General features: G+C 71.6%; 15 protein-coding genes. 13 read left to right on the top strand and 2 right to left on the bottom strand.

Annotated elements, in window-relative coordinates; translation table 11 throughout:
• The first annotated feature begins 86 nt into the window (after window positions 1-86).
• From aspS to ABZT18_RS18020, 4 genes are all read left to right on the top strand, one after another.
• Window positions 87-1,892 carry an aspartate--tRNA ligase gene (gene aspS / locus ABZT18_RS18035; RefSeq protein WP_354993698.1) on the top strand — a complete coding sequence of 602 codons (1,806 nt, stop codon included), beginning with the start codon at window positions 87-89 and terminating at the stop codon, window positions 1,890-1,892.
• A gap of 88 nt (window positions 1,893-1,980) precedes the next feature.
• The gene (locus ABZT18_RS18030) at window positions 1,981-2,793 is read left to right on the top strand and encodes a sugar nucleotide-binding protein (RefSeq protein WP_354993697.1); all 813 of its coding nucleotides are present in this window, start codon (window positions 1,981-1,983) and stop codon (window positions 2,791-2,793) included.
• Between the two features lie 70 nt (window positions 2,794-2,863).
• On the top strand, window positions 2,864-3,469 hold the full coding sequence (locus ABZT18_RS18025) for a helix-turn-helix domain-containing protein (protein WP_354993696.1): 606 nt from the start codon (window positions 2,864-2,866) through the stop codon (window positions 3,467-3,469).
• Window positions 3,466-4,755, top strand: a complete 1,290-nt coding sequence (locus ABZT18_RS18020; protein ID WP_354993695.1) for an MFS transporter — start codon at window positions 3,466-3,468, stop codon at window positions 4,753-4,755. Before ABZT18_RS18025 ends, ABZT18_RS18020 begins: the two co-directional genes overlap by 4 nt.
• Window positions 4,756-4,807: 52 nt before the next feature.
• Here ABZT18_RS18020 and ABZT18_RS18015 read toward each other — a convergent pair whose 3' ends face one another.
• Window positions 4,808-5,548 carry an N-acetyltransferase gene (locus tag ABZT18_RS18015; protein WP_354993694.1) on the bottom strand — a complete coding sequence of 247 codons (741 nt, stop codon included), beginning with the start codon at window positions 5,546-5,548 and terminating at the stop codon, window positions 4,808-4,810.
• A gap of 140 nt (window positions 5,549-5,688) precedes the next feature.
• Between ABZT18_RS18015 and ABZT18_RS18010 the strand changes: the two genes are divergently transcribed.
• The 8 genes from ABZT18_RS18010 to mltG all read left to right on the top strand — a co-directional run bounded on the left by ABZT18_RS18010 (window position 5,689) and on the right by mltG (window position 15,925).
• Window positions 5,689-5,910 (top strand): hypothetical protein, encoded by a 222-nt coding sequence (locus tag ABZT18_RS18010; protein WP_354993693.1) that lies wholly within the window; start codon window positions 5,689-5,691, stop codon window positions 5,908-5,910.
• A 74-nt stretch (window positions 5,911-5,984) separates the two neighbouring features.
• Entirely contained in the window at window positions 5,985-7,523 is a 1,539-nt protein-coding gene (locus tag ABZT18_RS18005) for a replication-associated recombination protein A (RefSeq protein ID WP_354993692.1), read from the top strand.
• A 2,357-nt stretch (window positions 7,524-9,880) separates the two neighbouring features.
• Complete coding sequence (locus tag ABZT18_RS18000; protein WP_354994045.1) at window positions 9,881-10,576, top strand: hypothetical protein; 696 nt, start codon at window positions 9,881-9,883, stop codon at window positions 10,574-10,576.
• 150 nt (window positions 10,577-10,726) lie between these two features.
• Window positions 10,727-11,191, top strand: coding sequence for a DUF948 domain-containing protein (locus ABZT18_RS17995; protein WP_354993691.1), 465 nt, complete (start codon window positions 10,727-10,729; stop codon window positions 11,189-11,191).
• Between the two features lie 29 nt (window positions 11,192-11,220).
• A complete protein-coding gene (locus ABZT18_RS17990; RefSeq protein ID WP_354993690.1) occupies window positions 11,221-11,526 on the top strand; it encodes a hypothetical protein in 306 nt (101 codons plus the stop codon).
• Window positions 11,523-14,201, top strand: a complete 2,679-nt coding sequence (gene alaS, locus ABZT18_RS17985) for an alanine--tRNA ligase (protein WP_354993689.1) — start codon at window positions 11,523-11,525, stop codon at window positions 14,199-14,201. Before ABZT18_RS17990 ends, alaS begins: the two co-directional genes overlap by 4 nt.
• A gap of 72 nt (window positions 14,202-14,273) precedes the next feature.
• Entirely contained in the window at window positions 14,274-14,732 is a 459-nt protein-coding gene (gene ruvX / locus ABZT18_RS17980; RefSeq protein WP_354993688.1) for a Holliday junction resolvase RuvX, read from the top strand.
• A complete protein-coding gene (gene mltG, locus ABZT18_RS17975; RefSeq protein ID WP_354993687.1) occupies window positions 14,732-15,925 on the top strand; it encodes an endolytic transglycosylase MltG in 1,194 nt (397 codons plus the stop codon). The genes ruvX and mltG overlap by 1 nt, the downstream gene beginning before the upstream one ends.
• 113 nt (window positions 15,926-16,038) lie before the next feature.
• On the opposite strand, the gene ABZT18_RS17970 is transcribed toward mltG, so the two are convergent.
• Entirely contained in the window at window positions 16,039-16,530 is a 492-nt protein-coding gene (locus ABZT18_RS17970; protein ID WP_354993686.1) for a hypothetical protein, read from the bottom strand.
• 213 nt (window positions 16,531-16,743) lie between these two features.
• On the opposite strand from ABZT18_RS17970, the gene ABZT18_RS17965 reads away from it, so the two are divergent.
• Window positions 16,744-17,571, top strand: a complete 828-nt coding sequence (locus ABZT18_RS17965; RefSeq protein WP_354994044.1) for a shikimate dehydrogenase — start codon at window positions 16,744-16,746, stop codon at window positions 17,569-17,571.
• Window positions 17,572-18,155 lie beyond the last annotated feature (584 nt).

Here is an 18,155-nt window from a genome sequence, read left to right as displayed (position 1 = left end):
CCGGCCTGCCGGGTGCCCCGGAGGCAGGGCGGCCACCCCTGACAGAATGCTGGTGAGGACTGTTCCACGATGAGGAGTTGCCAGCCGTGATCCGTACCCACAATGCCGGAAGCCTGCGCGCCGCGGACGCCGGCTCGACGGTGACGCTCGCCGGGTGGGTGGCCCGCCGGCGCGACCACGGCGGGGTCATCTTCGTCGACCTGCGCGACGGCTCCGGTGTTGTCCAGGTGGTGTTCCGCGAGGAGGACGCGCACGCGCTGCGCAACGAGTTCTGCGTGAAGGTCGTCGGCGAGGTGACCCGCCGGCCGGCCGGCAACGAGAACCCGGAGCTGCCCACCGGCGACGTCGAGGTGACCGCCGTCGAGCTGGAGGTGCTCTCCGAGGCCGCCCCGCTGCCGCTGCCGGTGGACGACCAGGTCGAGGCCGGTGACGACCTCCGGCTCAGGTACCGCTACCTGGACCTGCGCCGCAGCGGCCCGGCGAACGCGTTGCGGCTGCGCTCGCGCGCCAGCCACCTCGCCCGGGGCGTGCTGCACGAGCGCGACTTCCTGGAGATCGAGACGCCGACGCTGACCCGCTCGACGCCGGAGGGCGCCCGCGACTTCCTGGTGCCGGTCCGCCTTCAGCCCGGCAGCTGGTATGCCCTGCCGCAGTCGCCGCAGCTGTTCAAGCAGCTGCTGATGGTCGGCGGCATGGAGCGGTATTACCAGATCGCCCGCTGCTACCGGGACGAGGACTTCCGCGCTGACCGGCAGCCCGAGTTCACCCAGCTCGACATCGAGATGTCCTTCGTCACCGAGGACGACGTGATCGACCTCGGCGAGGCGATCGTCTCGGCGCTCTGGAAGGACCTGGCCGGGCACGAGATCAGCCGGCCGATCCCGCGGATCACCTGGCACGACGCGATGGCCCGGTACGGCTCCGACAAGCCGGACCTGCGCTACGGGGTCGAGCTGACCGAGCTGACCGACTACCTGCGCGGCACCGAGTTCCGGGTCTTCGCCGGGGCGATCGACGCGGGCGGTTACGTCGGCGCGGTCGTGATGCCGGGCGGCGCGGCGCAGAGCCGCAAGGAGCTGGACGGTTGGCAGGACTGGGCCAAGGCGCGTGGCGCGCGTGGCCTGGCGTACGTGGTGCTGGACGCCGAAACCGGTGAGGCGCGCGGCCCGGTGGCCAAGAACCTGTCCGCCGAGCACCTGGGCGGGCTCGCCGACGCGGTCGGCGCGAAGCCGGGCGACGCGGTGTTCTTCGCCGCGAGCGGCACCAGCCGGGAGGCGCAGGAGCTGCTCGGTGCGGCTCGGGTCGAGATCGCCAAGCGGGCCGGGTTGATCGACGAGAGCGCCTGGGCGTTCTGCTGGGTGGTCGACGCGCCGATGTTCGAGCGCACGGACGAGGGCGGCTGGACGGCCGTGCACCACCCGTTCACCTCGCCCAACTCGGAGTGGGTGGACCGGTTCGAGGAGGCGCCGGACCGCGCCCTGGCGTACGCGTACGACATCGTCTGCAACGGCAACGAGATCGGCGGCGGGTCGATCCGTATTCACCGGGGTGACGTGCAGAAGCGGGTCTTCGACCTGCTCGGCATCACCCCCGAGGAGGCGCAGGACAAGTTCGGCTTCCTGCTGGAGGCGTTCAAGTACGGCGCCCCGCCGCACGGCGGCATCGCCTTCGGCTGGGACCGGGTCTGCATGCTGCTGGCCGGCGCGGACTCGATCCGTGAGGTCATCGCCTTCCCGAAGACCCGGGGTGGCTTCGACCCGCTGACCGGCGCGCCGACGCCGATCACCACCCAGCAGCGCACCGAGGCCGGCATAGACGCCAAGCCCAAGCCCCCAGCCACCCCCCACACCGGCACCGCAGGCGTGGCAGCCCCAGTAGCCGACCCGGTCTAGTGCTTGGTTGATCAAGAGGTTTGCGTCATCTCGCGGGGCGATGATGACGCAAACCTCTTGATCAACGGCAACGGGGGAGTGGGCTGGGATGCGGGTGCTTGTTGTTGGGGGTAGTGGGCTTCTCGGCGCGGAGGTGTGTCGGCGGGGCGTCGGCGCTGGGTGGTCGATGGTGGGGACGTTCCACTCCGGCGAAATCTCGGTGCCGGGCGTGCACGCGCGGCGGTTGGACGTGACCGACCGGGCCGCCGTGCGCGCGCTGGTCGCGCAGGTGCGGCCGGACGCTGTGGTGAGCACCCCCTATCGGTACGACGACTGGACGGTGACCGCCGACGGGGCCGCGCACGTGGCGGTCGCCGCCGCCGAGGTGGGCGCCCGGCTCGTCCACGTGTCCAGCGACGCGCTGCACGCAGGCCGGCCCGAGCCGTATGCCGACGACGTGCCGCCCACGCCGGTGAACGCGTACGGCGCCGCGAAGGCCGCGGCCGAGACCGCTGTACGGGCGATCGACCCCGGCGCGGCCCTGGTGCGCACCTCGTTGATCCTGGGGGAGGGCAGCAAGCAGATTCAGCTCTCCCGGGACGCGCTCGCCGGCCGCGCCACCCTGTTCACCGACCAGATCCGCTGCCCGGTCGACGTCACCGACCTGGCCGACGCCGTGCTGGAGCTGGTCGACAGCGCGTACGCCGGCCCGCTCAACGTTGCCGGCCCGGACGCGGTCAGCCGCGCTGAGCTGGGCCTGCTGGTCGCCGAGCGGTTCGACCTGGACGCGGCCGGACTGAAGACCACCACCAGCGCCGCCGCCGGGATGGCCGGCCCCACCGAGGTACGCCTGGACTCCACCCGCGCCGCCGGCCTGCTGCGTACCCGGCTGCGTGGGGTGCGCGAGCTCCTGTCCCGCTGAGCCCGCCGAGTTGCACAATTCTTGTGCATGACTCTTGTGCACAAGAATTGTGCAGAGTTATTGTGCAGTCATGGCGAACGACGAAGAGACGCCGAGACGGGCGCCGCGTGAGGTACGGATCGACAAGCGGCAGGTCCGGGTGCTCGCGCACCCCCTGCGGATGCGACTGCTCGGCGCCCTGCGGGTGAACGGACCCGCCACCGCCACCACCCTGGCGGAGCTGCTCGGCACCAACACCGGCGCGACCAGTTACCACCTGCGCCAGCTCGCCGAGGTCGGGCTGGTGACCGAGGACCCCGACCGGGGCAGCGGCCGGCAGCGCTGGTGGCAGGCTGCACACGACGTCACCAACTGGGAACCGACCGACTTCGACGACGACCCCGACGCCCGGGCCGCGATCGAGTGGATCCAGGGCGACCAGGTACGCCACCTCGCTGAGCACGCCGAACGCTGGTTCGCCAACCAGCACGAGTGGTCCCCCGCATGGCGGGACGCATTCGGCATGGGCGACGTCTTCATGACCGTCCCGCCAGCCCGGCTCGAGGCGCTCAAAGCGGAGGTGTGGCAGGTGCTGGAGCGGTACAACCGCGAAGCCAAACTCGTTGACCCCGCCGACCCGGAGGCCCGGCCCGTGCAGGTCTTCCTGGCCGCGTACCCCCTGCTGGAGGGACGATGACCGCGCTGACCGTACGCCAGGTCCGGAATCGCTACCTCACGCTCTACGGCCTGCGCTGGCTTCCCACGGGCCTGATCATCCCGGTGATGATCCTGCTGATGCAGGAGCGCGGCCTGTCACTGCCGCAGATCGGCCTGGTCGGCACCGCGCAGGGGCTGCTGGTGCTGGCGCTGGAGCTGCCCACCGGTGGCCTCGCCGACGCCCTCGGCCGCCGACCCGTGCTGCTCGCCGCCGGAGCGATCAACCTCGCCTCGCTGGCGCTGTTCGCGGTGGCCGACTCGTTCTGGATGTTCTTCCTGGTCTGGGCGTTGCAGGGGATCTACCGGGCGTTGGACAGCGGCCCGCTGGAGTCCTGGTACGTCGATGCCACCCTGGCCGCCGACCCGGATGCCGAGTACGAGCGCGGCCTCGGGTACGCCGGCACCGTCATCGGCGGTGCCATCGGCGCTGGAGCGCTGATCAGCGGTGGCCTGATCGCCCTCGGCCCGATCGGGCCGGTCAGCGCGCTCACGGTGCCGGTGCTGGTCGCCATCCTCGCGCAGGCGGTGGCCCTCGTCGGGCTCCTCGTCCTGCTGGTCGAGCAGCGGCCAGCCACCGGAGTCGCGGCGCTACGGGCCTCGATGGTGCAGGCGCCCCGGATGATCGGCCAGGCGGTCGGGCTGCTGCGTCGCTCCCGGGTGCTGCTGGCCCTGGTGGCCGTGGAGCTGTTCTGGGGCTTCGGCATGGTCACCTTCGAGTCGCTGCTGCCCGTACGGCTCGCCGAGGTGATCGGCAACCCGGAGCGCGCCGCCGCGCTGCTCGGGCCGGCCAACTCGGCCGCCTGGCTCGCCTCGGCGGCCGGCGCGGCACTGACCCCCCTGCTGCTGCGCTGGCTGGGCGCCGCACCGGGCGCGGCCCTGCTGCGCATCCTGCAGGGCGTCACGGTGGTCGGGATGGGGCTGTTCGCCGGGCCGGTTGGGGTGCTCGTGGCCTACCTGGCCTGTTACACAGTGCACGGAGCGTCGAACCCGCTGCACAATGGGCTGCTGCATCGGCAGGTCGACGGCCCGTACCGGACCAGCGTGCTGTCACTGAACTCGATGATGGCGCAGCCGGCTGGCGCGCTCGGCGGGGTGGTGCTGACCGCGCTCGCCGCCGCCACCAGCGTTGGCACCGCCATGGTGGTCGGTGCGGTGGTGCTGGCCGTCGCCGCCCCGCTCTACCTGCCCGCCTGGCTGGCCGGCCGTCGGCCCGCGGCAGATCCCGCGGTTCCCGAACCCACCGAGCCGCAGGTCGCTGGGCGTTAGGAAGGGCACCGTCCGCTACCCGAGGCGATGACAGGGGTCCTTTCCTTACACCTCAGCCCAGCCGTAGCGTGCTGAGCGGGAGGCTTTCGGTGAAGCCGAGCCGCCGGTAGAGCCGTACCGCACCGACATTGCTCGAGTAGACGCCGAGCCCCACGGTGTCGTGGCGCGCCAGCAGCGCCCGGGTCATCCCGGCGGTCAGCGCCGCACCCAGACCTCGACCCCGTTGGTCGGGGGCGACGGTCAGGCCGGCGAGGAAGCCGACCTCACCCTGGCTGCGGTCCGCGCCGCACGCCACCAGCCGCTCGCCGGACCGGATGCCGTACCAGGCCACCACCCGTGGGTCGCCCGGTCGGGCGGTGGTGCTCGGGAACGCCTCGTCGATCAGCGCCTCCAGCGCCGGATGGTCAGCCTCGGCGAGTCGTACGACTCGCTGCTCGTCCTCCTGCGCCGGTGGTGGCGTGTCGGTCCAGTGGAAGTCCCAGTCGTCGTGACGGGTCACCGCCAGTCGACCCACAAGCAGCGCGGGATCGTGCCGGGGCAGGTGCAGCCGCTGCTCCGGGCGCAGCACCCCGTCGGCGACCAGCGCGACACAGACCTCGATCGCCGGCCCGGCCGGGCCGATCGCGCAGCCGGCCGGCCCGTGCTTGGGCGGCACCAACCACAGCACGGCGCCGTCGCACCGGTAGCCGTGCGCCGGCGTGCCCCGCCCGAGTGCGTGCCGGGCGAACGGGTGGTGGCCGACGGCGGCCAGGATAGCGCTCCGGTCCTGCAGCACCTGGTCGTCGATGATCATGCTGAGCAGCCTAGAAGTCAGCGGTCGAACGCCTGCGCCGGGCCACCGCGGCGCAACCACATCCATCATGGAGATTGACGAGTCGACCGATTGGGTACATCACGCGCCGACCTACTGGGAACCCCCACCGGAGGACCGACATGCTCGCCATCCTGGCCGCCATCGTCTTTGGCTTTGCCCTGCTGCTCGACCTGCTCAAGACCGACTTCGGCGCACCGGACCTGTTCAACTGGAACACGCTCGTGCTCATCGGGTTGCTCCTGCTCTCGCTCTACCTGGCCGGTGTGGGCAGCGGCCCGCGCGGCGGTGGCGGCGGTGGCGGCGGCCGCTGGTACCGGGGCCGGCGCCCCGGTCGTGGCTGACCGTAACCGATCACCGGTGGCGGGCCTGCGGCGCGATTCCGGCGTCGTAGGCCCGGCCCGGTACTGTCTTCGTGATGGAGTCCGACGCCCTCTTCTCCCTCGGTGAACCCGCCGGGTCGCGCAGCGCGCCCGACGGCCCCGCCGGTGTCGACGGCTTCACTGCCGTGGCCGACGATTCGCCCCTGCCCGTCCGGATGCGCCCGGTGATTCTCGACGAGTTGGTCGGGCAGGACCACCTGCTCGCCCCCGGCGCCCCACTGCGGCAGTTGGTCTCCGGCGGTGCCCCGATGTCGGTGATCCTCTGGGGCCCGCCGGGCAGCGGCAAGACCACCATCGCGCACCTGGTCGCCGGGGCGACCGACCGCCGCTTCGTCGCCATGTCGGCGCTCTCCGCCGGCGTGAAGGACGTGCGGGCGGTGATCGAGGCGGCCCGCCGCCAGCGCCGCTCGGGCGGCCCGCAGACCGTGCTCTTCATCGACGAGGTGCACCGGTTCAGCAAGACCCAGCAGGATTCGCTGCTCGCCGCAGTCGAGGACCGTACGGTCACGTTGCTGGCGGCGACCACCGAGAACCCGTACTTCTCGATCATCTCCCCGCTGCTGTCGCGGTGTGTGCTGCTCACCCTGCAACCGTTGGACGACGAGGCGGTCCGGGGCCTGCTGCGCCGTGCGGTCGCCGACAAGCGCGGCCTGGACGGCGCGCTGACCCTGGCCGCGGAGGCCGAGGACCACCTGGTCCGGCTCGCCGCCGGCGACGTCCGCAAGGCACTCACCGCGTTGGAGGCGGCGGCGGCCTCCGCCACGGCGCTCGGCACCGGGCGGATCGACCTCGCCACCGCCGAGCAGGCGGTCGACGTAGCGGCGGTGCGCTACGACCGCGACGGCGACGCCCACTACGACGTGGTCAGCGCCTTCATCAAGAGCATGCGCGGCTCGGACGTGGACGCCGCGGTGCACTGGCTGGCCCGCATGCTGGTCGCCGGTGAGGATGCCCGGTTCATCGCCCGCCGCCTGGTCATCTTCGCCAGCGAGGACGTGGGCATGGCCGACCCCGCGGCCTTGAGCGTGGCCACCGCCGCCGCGCACGCGGTCGAGTACGTGGGGCTGCCCGAAGCGCAGCTCAACCTGGCCCAGGCGGTGATCCACCTGGCCACCGCGCCCAAGTCGAACTCGGCCACCACCGCCATCGGCGCCGCGATCGCCGACGTGCGGGCGGGTCGCGGTGGTCCGGTGCCGCGCGGGCTGCGCGACGCGCACTATTCCGGCGCCCGAGGGCTGGGCCACGGGACCGGCTACCGCTACCCGCACGACGACCAGCGCGGCGTGGTCACACAGCAGTACGTCCCGGACGACCTGGTGGGCACCGACTACTACCAGCCCAGCCCGCACGGCGCGGAACGATCGGTGGCCACCCGGCTGCCGCTGCTGCGCCGGATCGTGCGTGGCCTGCCGGCCCCGGCCGCCCGTCCGGAGACTCCGACAGCCGAGCCGCCTGTAACGGCGCAGACCGCGTCGGCGCTACCTGGCGAGACCGGTCGCCCGACGACAGACACGCGCGCTCCCGGCACGATGCAGCACAGCGGCACTGAAGCCGCAGGAGAGGGTCAACAGTGAGATCGCGTGGTGGGGACCACCCGGACGAGGGCCCGGACGAGCGGCGCGATCCCCGCGCCAAGACGCGACGCTGGGGTCGAGGCCGGGCAGCCGAGGCCGAGCCGGAGGAACCGGTCGCCGGCGAGGAGTTCGGCTGGATCGACGACCTGCGCTCGGCCAAGCAGCAACGCACCGAGCTGGGCCCGGACGGCGCCCCGGCAGAGCCGACCCGCCCGCGTGGGGGTGCGCCGGCAGAACCCGCCGGGCCGCGTACGGGTGCGCCGGCCGAGCCGACCGGCGCGCGGGGAGGTGCGCCCGAGGCCTCGGCGCCGCCCGCTCCGCGCCAGAGCGACCCGGGCGGTGCGCCCGCGCGTCGACCGGTCGACGGCCCCTGGCCGGGGGAGGCGCCGCCAGTCGGCCGCCGCCCGGATGACCGGCCACCCGCCGCCAGCCCCGGTGCCCCCACCCCGGGCCAGCCGGTGCGTCGCGGCGTGCAGCCGGTGCCCGGCACCGGCGCCCGCGCCGCCGTACCGCCGTCGCCGCCCACCGCTCGCCCGGTCGGCGGTGACCCGGCCGGCCCGCCGGGGCCTCGCCCGACTACCGAGGCGCCCGGCGGCCCCGCCCGCCCCCGCCCCGCGGTGGCTCCCCCCGGCCCACCCATGGGCCCACCGAACTCCGGCGCCCCGACCGGTCGCCGTCCGGAGGCCAATCCGACGGGCCGTCGTCCGGACGCTGCCGCCCCGACCGGGCGTCGTCCGGAGACTGCCGCACCCGGGGGTCATCCGGACGCGATGCCGCCGCTGCGCCGTCCGGACGCCGGCCCACCGGGCCGCCGGCCCGGCCCGGAGCCCGCAGACCCCGGCCGTCCACTGCCGCCCACCGACGGCGCGCCCGCCGGTCGACGTGCCGCCGGACCGGCACCCGATCCGGCGCGGGCCGCCGGGCCATCCGCCGCCCCCGGCCCGGCCCGGTTCGACGGCGCGCCGGCTGGTGCCGTACCGCCGGTCTCGGACGGCCTGCGGCCCGACCCCGCCATCGACCGTGACCCGCGTACCGCCCGACGCAGGCCAGGCCCGGTCGACCCCGGGGCACCGGAGGTCAGCGGCCCCCGTACCGCCGACCGCTCCCGTCCGGCAGCCGCCGGCCGCCGCCGTGCCGCGGAGCCCGACGAGCCGGTGGTGCCGCGCTCGGGCAACGCGCCGTCGATGCCCGAGGCGTCCGGTGGTCACAGCGGCGCCACGCCCACCGTCGGCCCGGCCGACGGCACCGGTCGCCGCCGGGGTGTCTCCGACGAGCCGGAGCGGCGTACGCCGGCTGGCGGCGAACCTCGGGCGGACCGCCCGGAGCGGCCCGCAGACTGGCTGCGTCAGGCCGGCCGCCTGCCGCACACCGACCCCGGCCTACCGGTGGTCAACCGTCGAGGCGGCACCCCGCCCGCCGCGGGTCGCCGACCGGCGTCGAGCGCCGGCACGGGGGAGTTCGCCGACCAGGCGCCCGGTCGGCTCGGCGTGCCCGACCCGGCCGCCGGCCGCCGGCCCGCCGGACAGCCGGCCAACCCGGGCGCGGACGCACCGAGTGGTCGTCGGTCCGTCCGGCCCGACGCGCCGGGATCCACCGGAGAACAGGCGGTGCCCTATCCGCCGGCCTCCGGCGAGCGGCCCACCCGTGGACGGGGCGCGGCGACGCCCACTCCAGACCCCACCGGCCGACGCCGTCACCCGCAGGCCGAGCCCGGCCCTGACGGCTCGCCGGGGCCGGGTCGACCCGGACCGGCGAGCGACCGCGGCGACGATCCGTACGCCGGTGGACGGCCCCCCGCGCCCGGCGCAGGACCCGCCGCACCGGCTCGGGGCGCAGCCCGCTCCACCCCGCCCGGACGGGCCCGGCCCACCCCGGGTACCGCACCGGTCCCGGACGCCGGGCGCCGTGGCGCCGACGGCCCACCCCGCCCCGGCCCGGGTGCCGAGGCGGCCCTCCGGGACGCAGGTCCGGCTCGTGCCGCCGTGCCGCCGGGTGTGGACGGCCCACCGCGTTCACGTCCGGACGGCCCGGCTCGTGCCGCCGTCCGCCCACCCGGCGGCGTTCAGCCGCCCCTCGCCGAGGATCGGGCGAGCGGTGAGCCCGGCGCTGGTCCCGGGTCCCCGGCGGTCGCCCGTGGTGGTGCCCCGGCCGGTCGACCCGCGCCGTCCGACCGTGCCGCGGGGCGCGCCCTGCCTCCACATCGGGAGCCCGGCCGCCCCGAGCCGAGCGGCGTCGCCCCTGTGCCGCCGCCCGGCCGCTCCGGCGAGCCCGTCGGCGTGGCCCGTGCCGCCGCCGTGGTGCCTTCCCCGTCCGGCCCGGTCGACCGGCCGGCACCGGAGCCGTCCGGCGGGCCCGCGCTGCGGTCGGCCGACCAGGACGCGCCTGACGACGACGCCGCACCGGGTGCCCGGTCCGAGTTGCGACGGCTGTCGCGTGAACGGCGCCGCCTGCGGGTGGCGGTGCTGGTGCTGGTCAGCGTCGTACTGCTCGGTGCGGTGCCGCTCTTCTTCGGCATCCGGACACTGAGTCGTGACCCGGTCTTCGACAACCTGGACCAGCTCAACGTGCCCGGCTGGGCCGCCGCGAAGACGGTCGACGAGGTCAGCGGCAGCCGGTGGTGCCTGCTCGACTGCCGGCTGCGTGAGCGCACCGTGACCTCGGAGAAGGCGCCGAAGGATACGGCGCAGGTCTACGAGGACGCGCTGCGCCAGGACGGTTGGCAGCCGTGGAAGGTGAGCCGATGCCCGGAGCAGGAGACGAAGGGCAGCTACACCTGCTGGCGCCGCGACGAGTTGACGCTCGACCTGTGGGTACGTGAGCCGACCTGCGTGCCGCCGCCGGTCGACGACAAGCCGGCCATCGTGCCGTCTGGCGATCCGTCGGCCGCTGCGACGGAGTGCACCGGCTCGTTGGTGTCGGTGAAGGTACGCAACGCGATCGACGACGAGCGGACCAGGCCGCAGCCGACCACCGACCCGTCACTGACCGGAGAGGATCCGTTCCCGACGGTCAGCGGGGACCCGCTGGGTGAGCTGACACCCTCACCGTCGTGAGCCGGTCTCCATCACGGACGGTAGGGTCTGGGGCTGGCGGGCACGCCCGCTACCCGTGACCGCCGATGGTTTGGCGACCGGGTACGGGTACCACGGTTGTGTGTTCCGGGGACGTCGGGTCCTGCGGAATTCTGCTTGAGGAGGACAGGCGTGGGCGACATTGGAGCGATTGCGGCGCTGATCGCGGCGTGCGCGTTCGCGGTGCTGGTGCTCATCCTGACGCTGCCCATCCTGCGGCTGCGGCACACGGTTGACGCCACCACCCGGATGATCAACGACCTCAACGATCGGACCGCACCGCTGCTCGGCGACGTGAACACCACGGTGAAGAACGTCAACACGGCGCTGGAGCAGGTGCAGACCTCGCTGGACGGTGTGAACCTCCAGCTGGCGAAGGTCGACACCATGACCAGCCACGCGCAGAACGTCACCGCCAACGTCGCCAACCTGGCCACCGTCGTCTCCGCCGCGGCCGCCAACCCGCTGGTGAAGGTGGCCGCGTTCGGCTACAGCGTGCGCAAGGCCGCCGCCGGCCGTCGGCACGCGGAGACGGAGCGCGAGGTGCGCGACACCATCAAGCAGCAGCGGCGGGCCGCCAAGCGCGGCAACCGCTGACCGGCCGGCGCACCAGGAGGTAGCGAGACATGAGGCGCTTGTTCTGGCTCGGTATCGGGGTGGCCGTCGGTGTGATCGTCGTCCGCAAGGCGACCCGGACCGCCCAGGCGTACACGCCGGCCGGTATCGCCAGCTCGGTGACGGAATCCGCTGGCGGACTCGTCGAGTCGCTGCGTAGCTTCGTGGAGGACGTCCGGGTGGGGATGGCCGAGCGTGAGCAGGAGATCCACCAGGCGTTCGCCCAGGGCGAGGCGTTCGACGATCAGTTCGCCGACCTGCGGGAAGACCCGCGGATCGGCGATCGAGAAATCTTTCCGGAGGAACACCAGCGATGAAGACGGCGGAGATCAAGCGACGGTACCTCGCGCACTTCGAGGCGAATGGCCACACCGTGGTGCCGTCCGCTCCGCTGCCCGCCATCAGCGACCCGAACCTGCTGTTCGTCAACGCCGGCATGGTGCAGTTCGTGCCGTACTTCCTGGGGCAGCAGACTCCCGCGTACCAGCGGGCGGTCAGTGTGCAGAAGTGCCTCCGCACTCCGGACATCGACGAGGTCGGCAAGACCAGTCGGCACGGCACGTTCTTCCAGATGAACGGCAACTTCTCCTTCGGTGACTACTTCAAGGAAGGGGCTATCCCGCTCGCCTGGGAGCTGATCACCAAGCCGCAGGACCAGGGCGGGTACGGCCTCGACCCGGAGCGGATCTGGCCGTCGATCTACCTGGACGACGACGAGGCGTTCGAGATCTGGCGCTCGATCGGTGTGCCGGCCGAGCGGATCGTCCGTCGGGGCAAGGCGGACAACTTCTGGTCGATGGGCATCCCCGGCCCCTGCGGCCCGTCGTCCGAGCTGTTCTACGACCGTGGCCCGGAGTACGGCCGCGAGGGTGGCCCGGCGGTCGACGAGGACCGCTACATGGAGTTCTGGAACCTCGTCTTCATGCAGTTCGAGCGGGGTCCGGGCACGACCAAGGACGACTACCCGATCCTGGGTGACCTGCCGGCGAAGAACATCGACACCGGCATGGGCCTGGAGCGGATGGCCTCGATCCTGCAGGGCGTCGACAACCTGTACGAGATTGACGAGGTCCGGCCGATCCTGGACCGGGCGGCCGAGCTGACCGGTAAGCGCTACGGCGCGCACTCCGGCCACGTGGCGAGCGAGTCGCACCCGGACGATGTGCGGCTGCGGGTGGTCGCCGACCATGTGCGGACGGCGCTGATGCTGATCGGCGACGGCGTGACCCCGAGCAACGAGGGTCGCGGTTACGTGCTGCGCCGGATCATGCGTCGGGCGATCCGGTCGATCCGGCTGCTCGGCTGGCAGGATCGGGCGCTGCCCGAGCTGCTGCCGGTGGCCCGGGACTGCATGGCCCCGTCGTACCCGGAGCTGGCGACCGACTTCGACCGGATCGCGCAGTACGCGTACGCCGAGGAGGAAGCGTTCCTGTCCACCCTCCGTGCCGGCACCACGATCCTGGACACCGCGATCGCCGAGACCCGCACCGCGGGTGGCGCGGCGCTGTCCGGGGCGAAGGCGTTCCAGCTGCACGACACGTACGGCTTCCCGATCGACCTGACCCTGGAGATCGCCGCGGAGCAGGGCCTCGCGGTCGACGACGAGGGCTTCCGCCGGCTGATGGCCGACCAGCGGACCCGGGCGAAGGCGGACGCGCAGGCTCGTAAGACGGGGCACGTCGACCTGTCGGCGTACCGGTCGGTGCTCGACTCGGGTGGCCCGGTGACGTTCACCGGGTACAGCGAGGTGGCCCGCGAGTCGACGGTGCGGGCGTTGCTCGGCGCCGACGGCCCGCGTCAGGCGGCCACCGAGGGCGACACCATCGAGCTGGTGCTCGACACGACCCCGTTCTACGCGGAGGGCGGTGGCCAGCAGCCCGACCAGGGCATGATCACCGTTGGCGGCGGTCAGGTCGAGGTGCTCGACGTGCAGCAGCCGGTGCCCGGCCTGATCGTGCACCGTGCCCGGGTGATTCGGGGCGAGGTGCGTGCGGGCGAGACCGGTTACGCCGAGATCGACGCGACCCGGCGCCGGGCGATCTCCCGGTCGCACACCGCGACCCACCTGGTGCACCAGACCATGCGGAACTTCCTCGGCGAGTCGGCCACGCAGGCGGGGTCGTTGAACGCGCCCGGTCGGCTGCGGTTCGACTTCAACACCCCGACCGGGGTGTCGCCGAGCGTGCTGCGCGACGTCGAGCAGCAGGTCAACGAGGTGCTCCTCGCCGACCTGGAGGTGCATGCCTTCATCACCTCGCTGGACGAGGCGCGGCGGATCGGTGCGATGGCGCTCTTCGGCGAGAAGTACGGCGAGGAGGTGCGGGTCGTCGAGGTGGGCGACTACGCCCGGGAGCTGTGCGGCGGCACGCACGTGGCCCGATCGGCCCAGCTCGGCCTCGTGAAGATCCTCTCCGAGTCGTCGATCGGCGCCGGCGTGCGTCGGGTCGAGGCGTTGGTCGGCATGGACGCCTTCGGCTTCCTGGCCCGTGAGCACCTGCTGGTCTCGCGACTGGCCGAGCTGTACCGGGTGCCCAACGATCAGGTCGCCGACCGGGTGGAGCAGACCGTCACCCAGCTTCGGGACGCGGAAAAGGAGCTGGAGAAGCTGCGCGCCCAACTGGTGCTGGGTGGGGCGGCGGCGCTCGCGGCGCAGGCCAAGGAGTTGCGTGGGGTCGCGTACGTGGGCACGGAGGCGCCGGAGGGCGCGGCCGGCAACGACGTGCGCACCCTGGCCCAGGAGATCCGCGGCAAGATCGACCCGGCGCGGCCGGCGGTGGTCGCGGTGGCGGCCCGGTCGAATGGCAAGGCGTCCCTGGTGGTGGCGGTCAACGCGGCCGCGCGCAGCCGGGGCCTGGCCGCCTCGGATCTGGTGAAGGCGGCGTTCTCCGGGCGCGGCGGTGGCAGCCCCGACCTGGCCCAGGGCGGCGGCCTGCCCGCGGCCGAGGCACCGAACCTGCTACTCACCGTCGAGAAGGCGATCACTGAGGCGTGATGGACGATCATTGTCAGCCAGGGCGGACCGATCGGTCCGCCCTGGCTTGTTTGGCACCGACGGTGACCGCACGTGGCTAAGATGACACGTGGTGTGCGGATCGGCGTGGATGTCGGTCAGGTGCGAGTGGGGATTTCCCGTTCGGATCCGGACGGGATCCTGGCCACGCCGCTGGTGACCCTGGCCCGTGATCTCACGGCGGCGCCGGATGCCGTGCCGAGCGACCTCGCCCAGCTGGCAGCGTTGGTGGCCGAGCACGAGGCCGTTCAGGTTGTCGTCGGCCTTCCGGTCAATCTCGCCGGCAAGCACGGTCCCGCGGCCATCCACGTGAAGGCGTACGCTGACCGACTGGTCGATGTGATAGCGCCCGTCCCGGTAACGCTCACTGACGAGAGGATGTCGACCGTGGTCGCTTCTCGTAGGCTTGCCGAGCGTGGCGTCCGAGGTAAACGTCAACGTGCGGTTGTCGACCAGGCGGCCGCGGTGGAGATCCTGCAGAGCTGGCTGGACGCGCAGCGGAGGCGGACGTAATGATCGACGATCTGGATCTTGGGTTCGACGATGCGGAGCGGGGGGAGAAGGGCCGGCACCGGCGCGGCTTCCGCAAGCGCAAGGGTGGTTCCGGCGGCGGCCGGGGCAAGACATTCCTGGCACTGCTGATGGCCCTGGTCCTGTTGGGCGCCATCGGCGGCGGCGCGTTCTACGGCTTCGACCGCATCCAGAACTACTTCGTCACCCCCGACTACGACGGCGCCGGGTCCGGTGAGATCACCGTCGAGATCAAGAACGGCGCGCTGCTCGCCGACATGGCCGACGCCCTGGTCGCGGCCGACGTGGTGAAGAGCCAGAAGGCGTTCGTCGAGGCGGCCGAGGCCAACGCGCGCAGCAAGAACATTCAGCCGGGCACGTACAAGCTGCGCAAGCAGATGAGCGGCGCGAGCGCCGTCACCGCGATGCTCGACCTGAAGAACAAGATCGTCAACGGGCTGACGATTCCCGAGGGTCGCACGAGCATGAACATCTACAAGCTGCTCTCCGAGAAGACCAAGATCCCGGTCAAGGACTTCCAGGCCGCCGCGAAGGACCCGGAGGGGCTCGGTGTCCCGGAGTGGTGGTTCAAGCGCGACGACGGCAAGAAGGTCGTCAAGTCCATCGAGGGCTTCCTCTACCCGGACACGTACGAGATCCCGCCGAAGGCCACCGCGGAGAGCATCCTCAAGCTGATGGTGGACAACTTCCTCGCGGTGACCGGGGAGATGAAGTTCGCCGACCGGGTGCAGAAGGAACGCAAGGTCAGCCCGTATGAGGCGTTGATCGTGGCCTCGCTGGCCCAGGCCGAGGCCGGCAACAAGGACGACCTCGGCAAGGTCGCGCGGGTGGCCTACAACCGGGCGTACGGTGACTTCCCCTGCAACTGCCTGGAGATGGACGTCACGGTCAACTACTACCTGGAGTCGATCGGCAAACCGACCAAGTCGTCCAAGCAGATGACGGAGTCCGAGCTGAACGACTCGAAGAACCCGTACAACCGCAAACTGCGGGGCATGATCCCCACCCCGATCAACAACCCCGGCAAGGAAGCCCTGAACGGGGCGATGGACACGCCGGTCGGCAAGTGGCTCTTCTTCGTGGCGATCGACAAGCAGGGCCACTCAGAGTTTGCCGAGACACCCGAGCAGCATGAGCGAAACAAGGACAAGGCCCGGGAGGCCGGCATTATCTGAGGGGCACTCCCCATGGCATGAAGGCTCCCTTTCCCGACGGCGACCAAGAATGTGGTCTGATCGGGGGAGGGAGCCTTCGCGTCAGCCCTGACGCACCATTTACGGCGTCATTGTCAGTGACTCGTTCCGGTCCACGTGCCGGTGCGCGGGTTGAGGAACGTCCACACGCCGTTGCTGTTCTGCTTTCGCAGACCGAATGTCCGGTTGTAGCCGTAGTAGAAATACCCGGTCTGGGTGCTCGTGTCGAATCCCGTGTTCCGGTTGACCCCGCCGTACGCCTTGGACCAGGTCTGCGGCCCGACCGAACCATCGATGCCGACGTTCATTACGTCCTGCCAGGTCCGAGTCTTGGCCGCGGTGTTGGCGCCGAACTCCCCGTCGATGAAGCTCGTGCCGACATTGCCGCTCAGGTCGTCGGCCCAGACGATGGCCTGCCAGAGCCGCACGATGTTGCCACCACGCACGCAGGAGTTGGACTGGCACAGCTCGTGGTTGTCCGACCAGCTGCCCGCCGCGCTGTCCGCACGTGCGGGCGCGGCGGCCATCAGCGAAAGACTGAGGGCCGCGGCAATCGCGATAAGGGCACGGAGAATGCTTTTGTTCAAGGTTTCTCCTTTTTGTGGACCGGACATACCGTCGCAGGAATGCTTTCACTCATATCGATGAACGTCAAGCTAGGAGCAGACCGCGGGACATCGCCCGCAGCCTGATTCGGTGGTGCTGCGGGCTGCGTGCTGGGTAGGGTCGCTCCGACACGTACGGGAAGCGGGGAAACGATGCGGACCTTGACCGGGCCTCCGGGGCTGTGACCGGCGGTGATCGTGTTGACCCGTAGGGCCGCGGTGCTGGGCAAGCCCATCGCGCACTCCCTCTCCCCGGTGATCCACACCGCCGGGTATGCCGCCGCCGGGTTGACCGGGTGGTCGTACACCCGGATCGAGTGCGCGGCGGCGGAGCTGCCGGATCTGGTCGCCGGCCTGGGCCTGGAGTGGGCCGGGCTGTCGGTAACCATGCCGGGCAAGGAGGCGGCGCTCGCGGTGGCCGCGGAGGCATCGCCGGTGGCCGCCGCAGTCGGCGCGGCCAACACGTTGGTACGCCGTCCGGACGGCTCCTGGTACGCGGACAACACCGACGTCGCCGGCATGGTGCAGGTACTGACCGATGCCGGCGTGAGCGCCGGTGCTGCCGTGACGGTGCTCGGTGCGGGCGGAACGGCCCGCGCCGCGCTCGCCGCAGCCGCGCAGCTGGCCTGCTCCTCGGTCGTGGTGGTGGCCCGCCGGGCCGAAGCGGTCGAAGACCTGCGGCCGGTGGCGGAGGCAGTGGGTGTCGTGTTGAGCGCCGGGGCCTGGGCCGACGCGCCCCGGCATCTATCCGCCGCCGAAGTGGTCGTCTCCACCGTGCCGAAGGGCGTCGCTGATCCGTTGGCCGCAGCGGTGGCCTGGCGGCCGGGCGCCGTGTTCTTCGACGCGCTCTACGACCCGTGGCCGACGCCGATGGCCGCCGCCGCCGCTGCGGCGGGCCTGCGGGTGGTGTCCGGCCTGGACCTTCTGCTTGCCCAGGCCGTTGGCCAGTTCGAGCAGTTTACCGGGGTGGCCGCGCCCCGCCTGGCAATGGCCGCCGCGCTCGCGGCGACCATCGCCAGGTGACGAACCAGATCGCGCGGGTCTCATAAAACTGGAGGCACCCTATTTGGGGTGCATGCCGCGCGATTGACTGCATAACAGGGATCAGTCTTTGACGAGCGACTGTTGCCTACGAGGCGCAGGTGGGTGAATTCATGATACGAATCTTATCCACGATCTCCCCACGGATGTGCGCATTCCCTCTGTTTGGAGGGAGGCAATAGGTGTAACCGTTGGTGTAGTGGAGGAGGGCTCCGTCGTCATTTCGGGTATTGTAGACAGCAAAAGAGCCTTTGCTGGTGGAGCCGAGATTCTGGTAGCCGGAGGTGATGTCCTGGTAAGAGGCTGTGGGGTTGTGGGCAATCGAACGTGCTTCGGTGAGATAGAAGCAAACGCGCGGATACACGCAGCCTCTCGCGGAGCCTGCACTAGCCGCAGAGGCGTCTACCGCAACCAGGCCGATAGTTGCAGTCATGCCCGCTAATACTGAAGCTAGCAATGGCCTAATTTTCATAATTCTCCCCGTGTTTGGTCGATGGAGGACGCCCTTGCGTCTCCGTTCTTGTATGTGACCCTACTGAGATGCACGTCCATGGTCAACACTGACG

This window comes from Micromonospora sp. NPDC005291 (genome assembly GCF_040607415.1).
GTDB lineage: Bacteria > Actinomycetota > Actinomycetes > Mycobacteriales > Micromonosporaceae > Micromonospora.
This window is presented reverse-complemented; position numbering and strand designations above follow the sequence as displayed.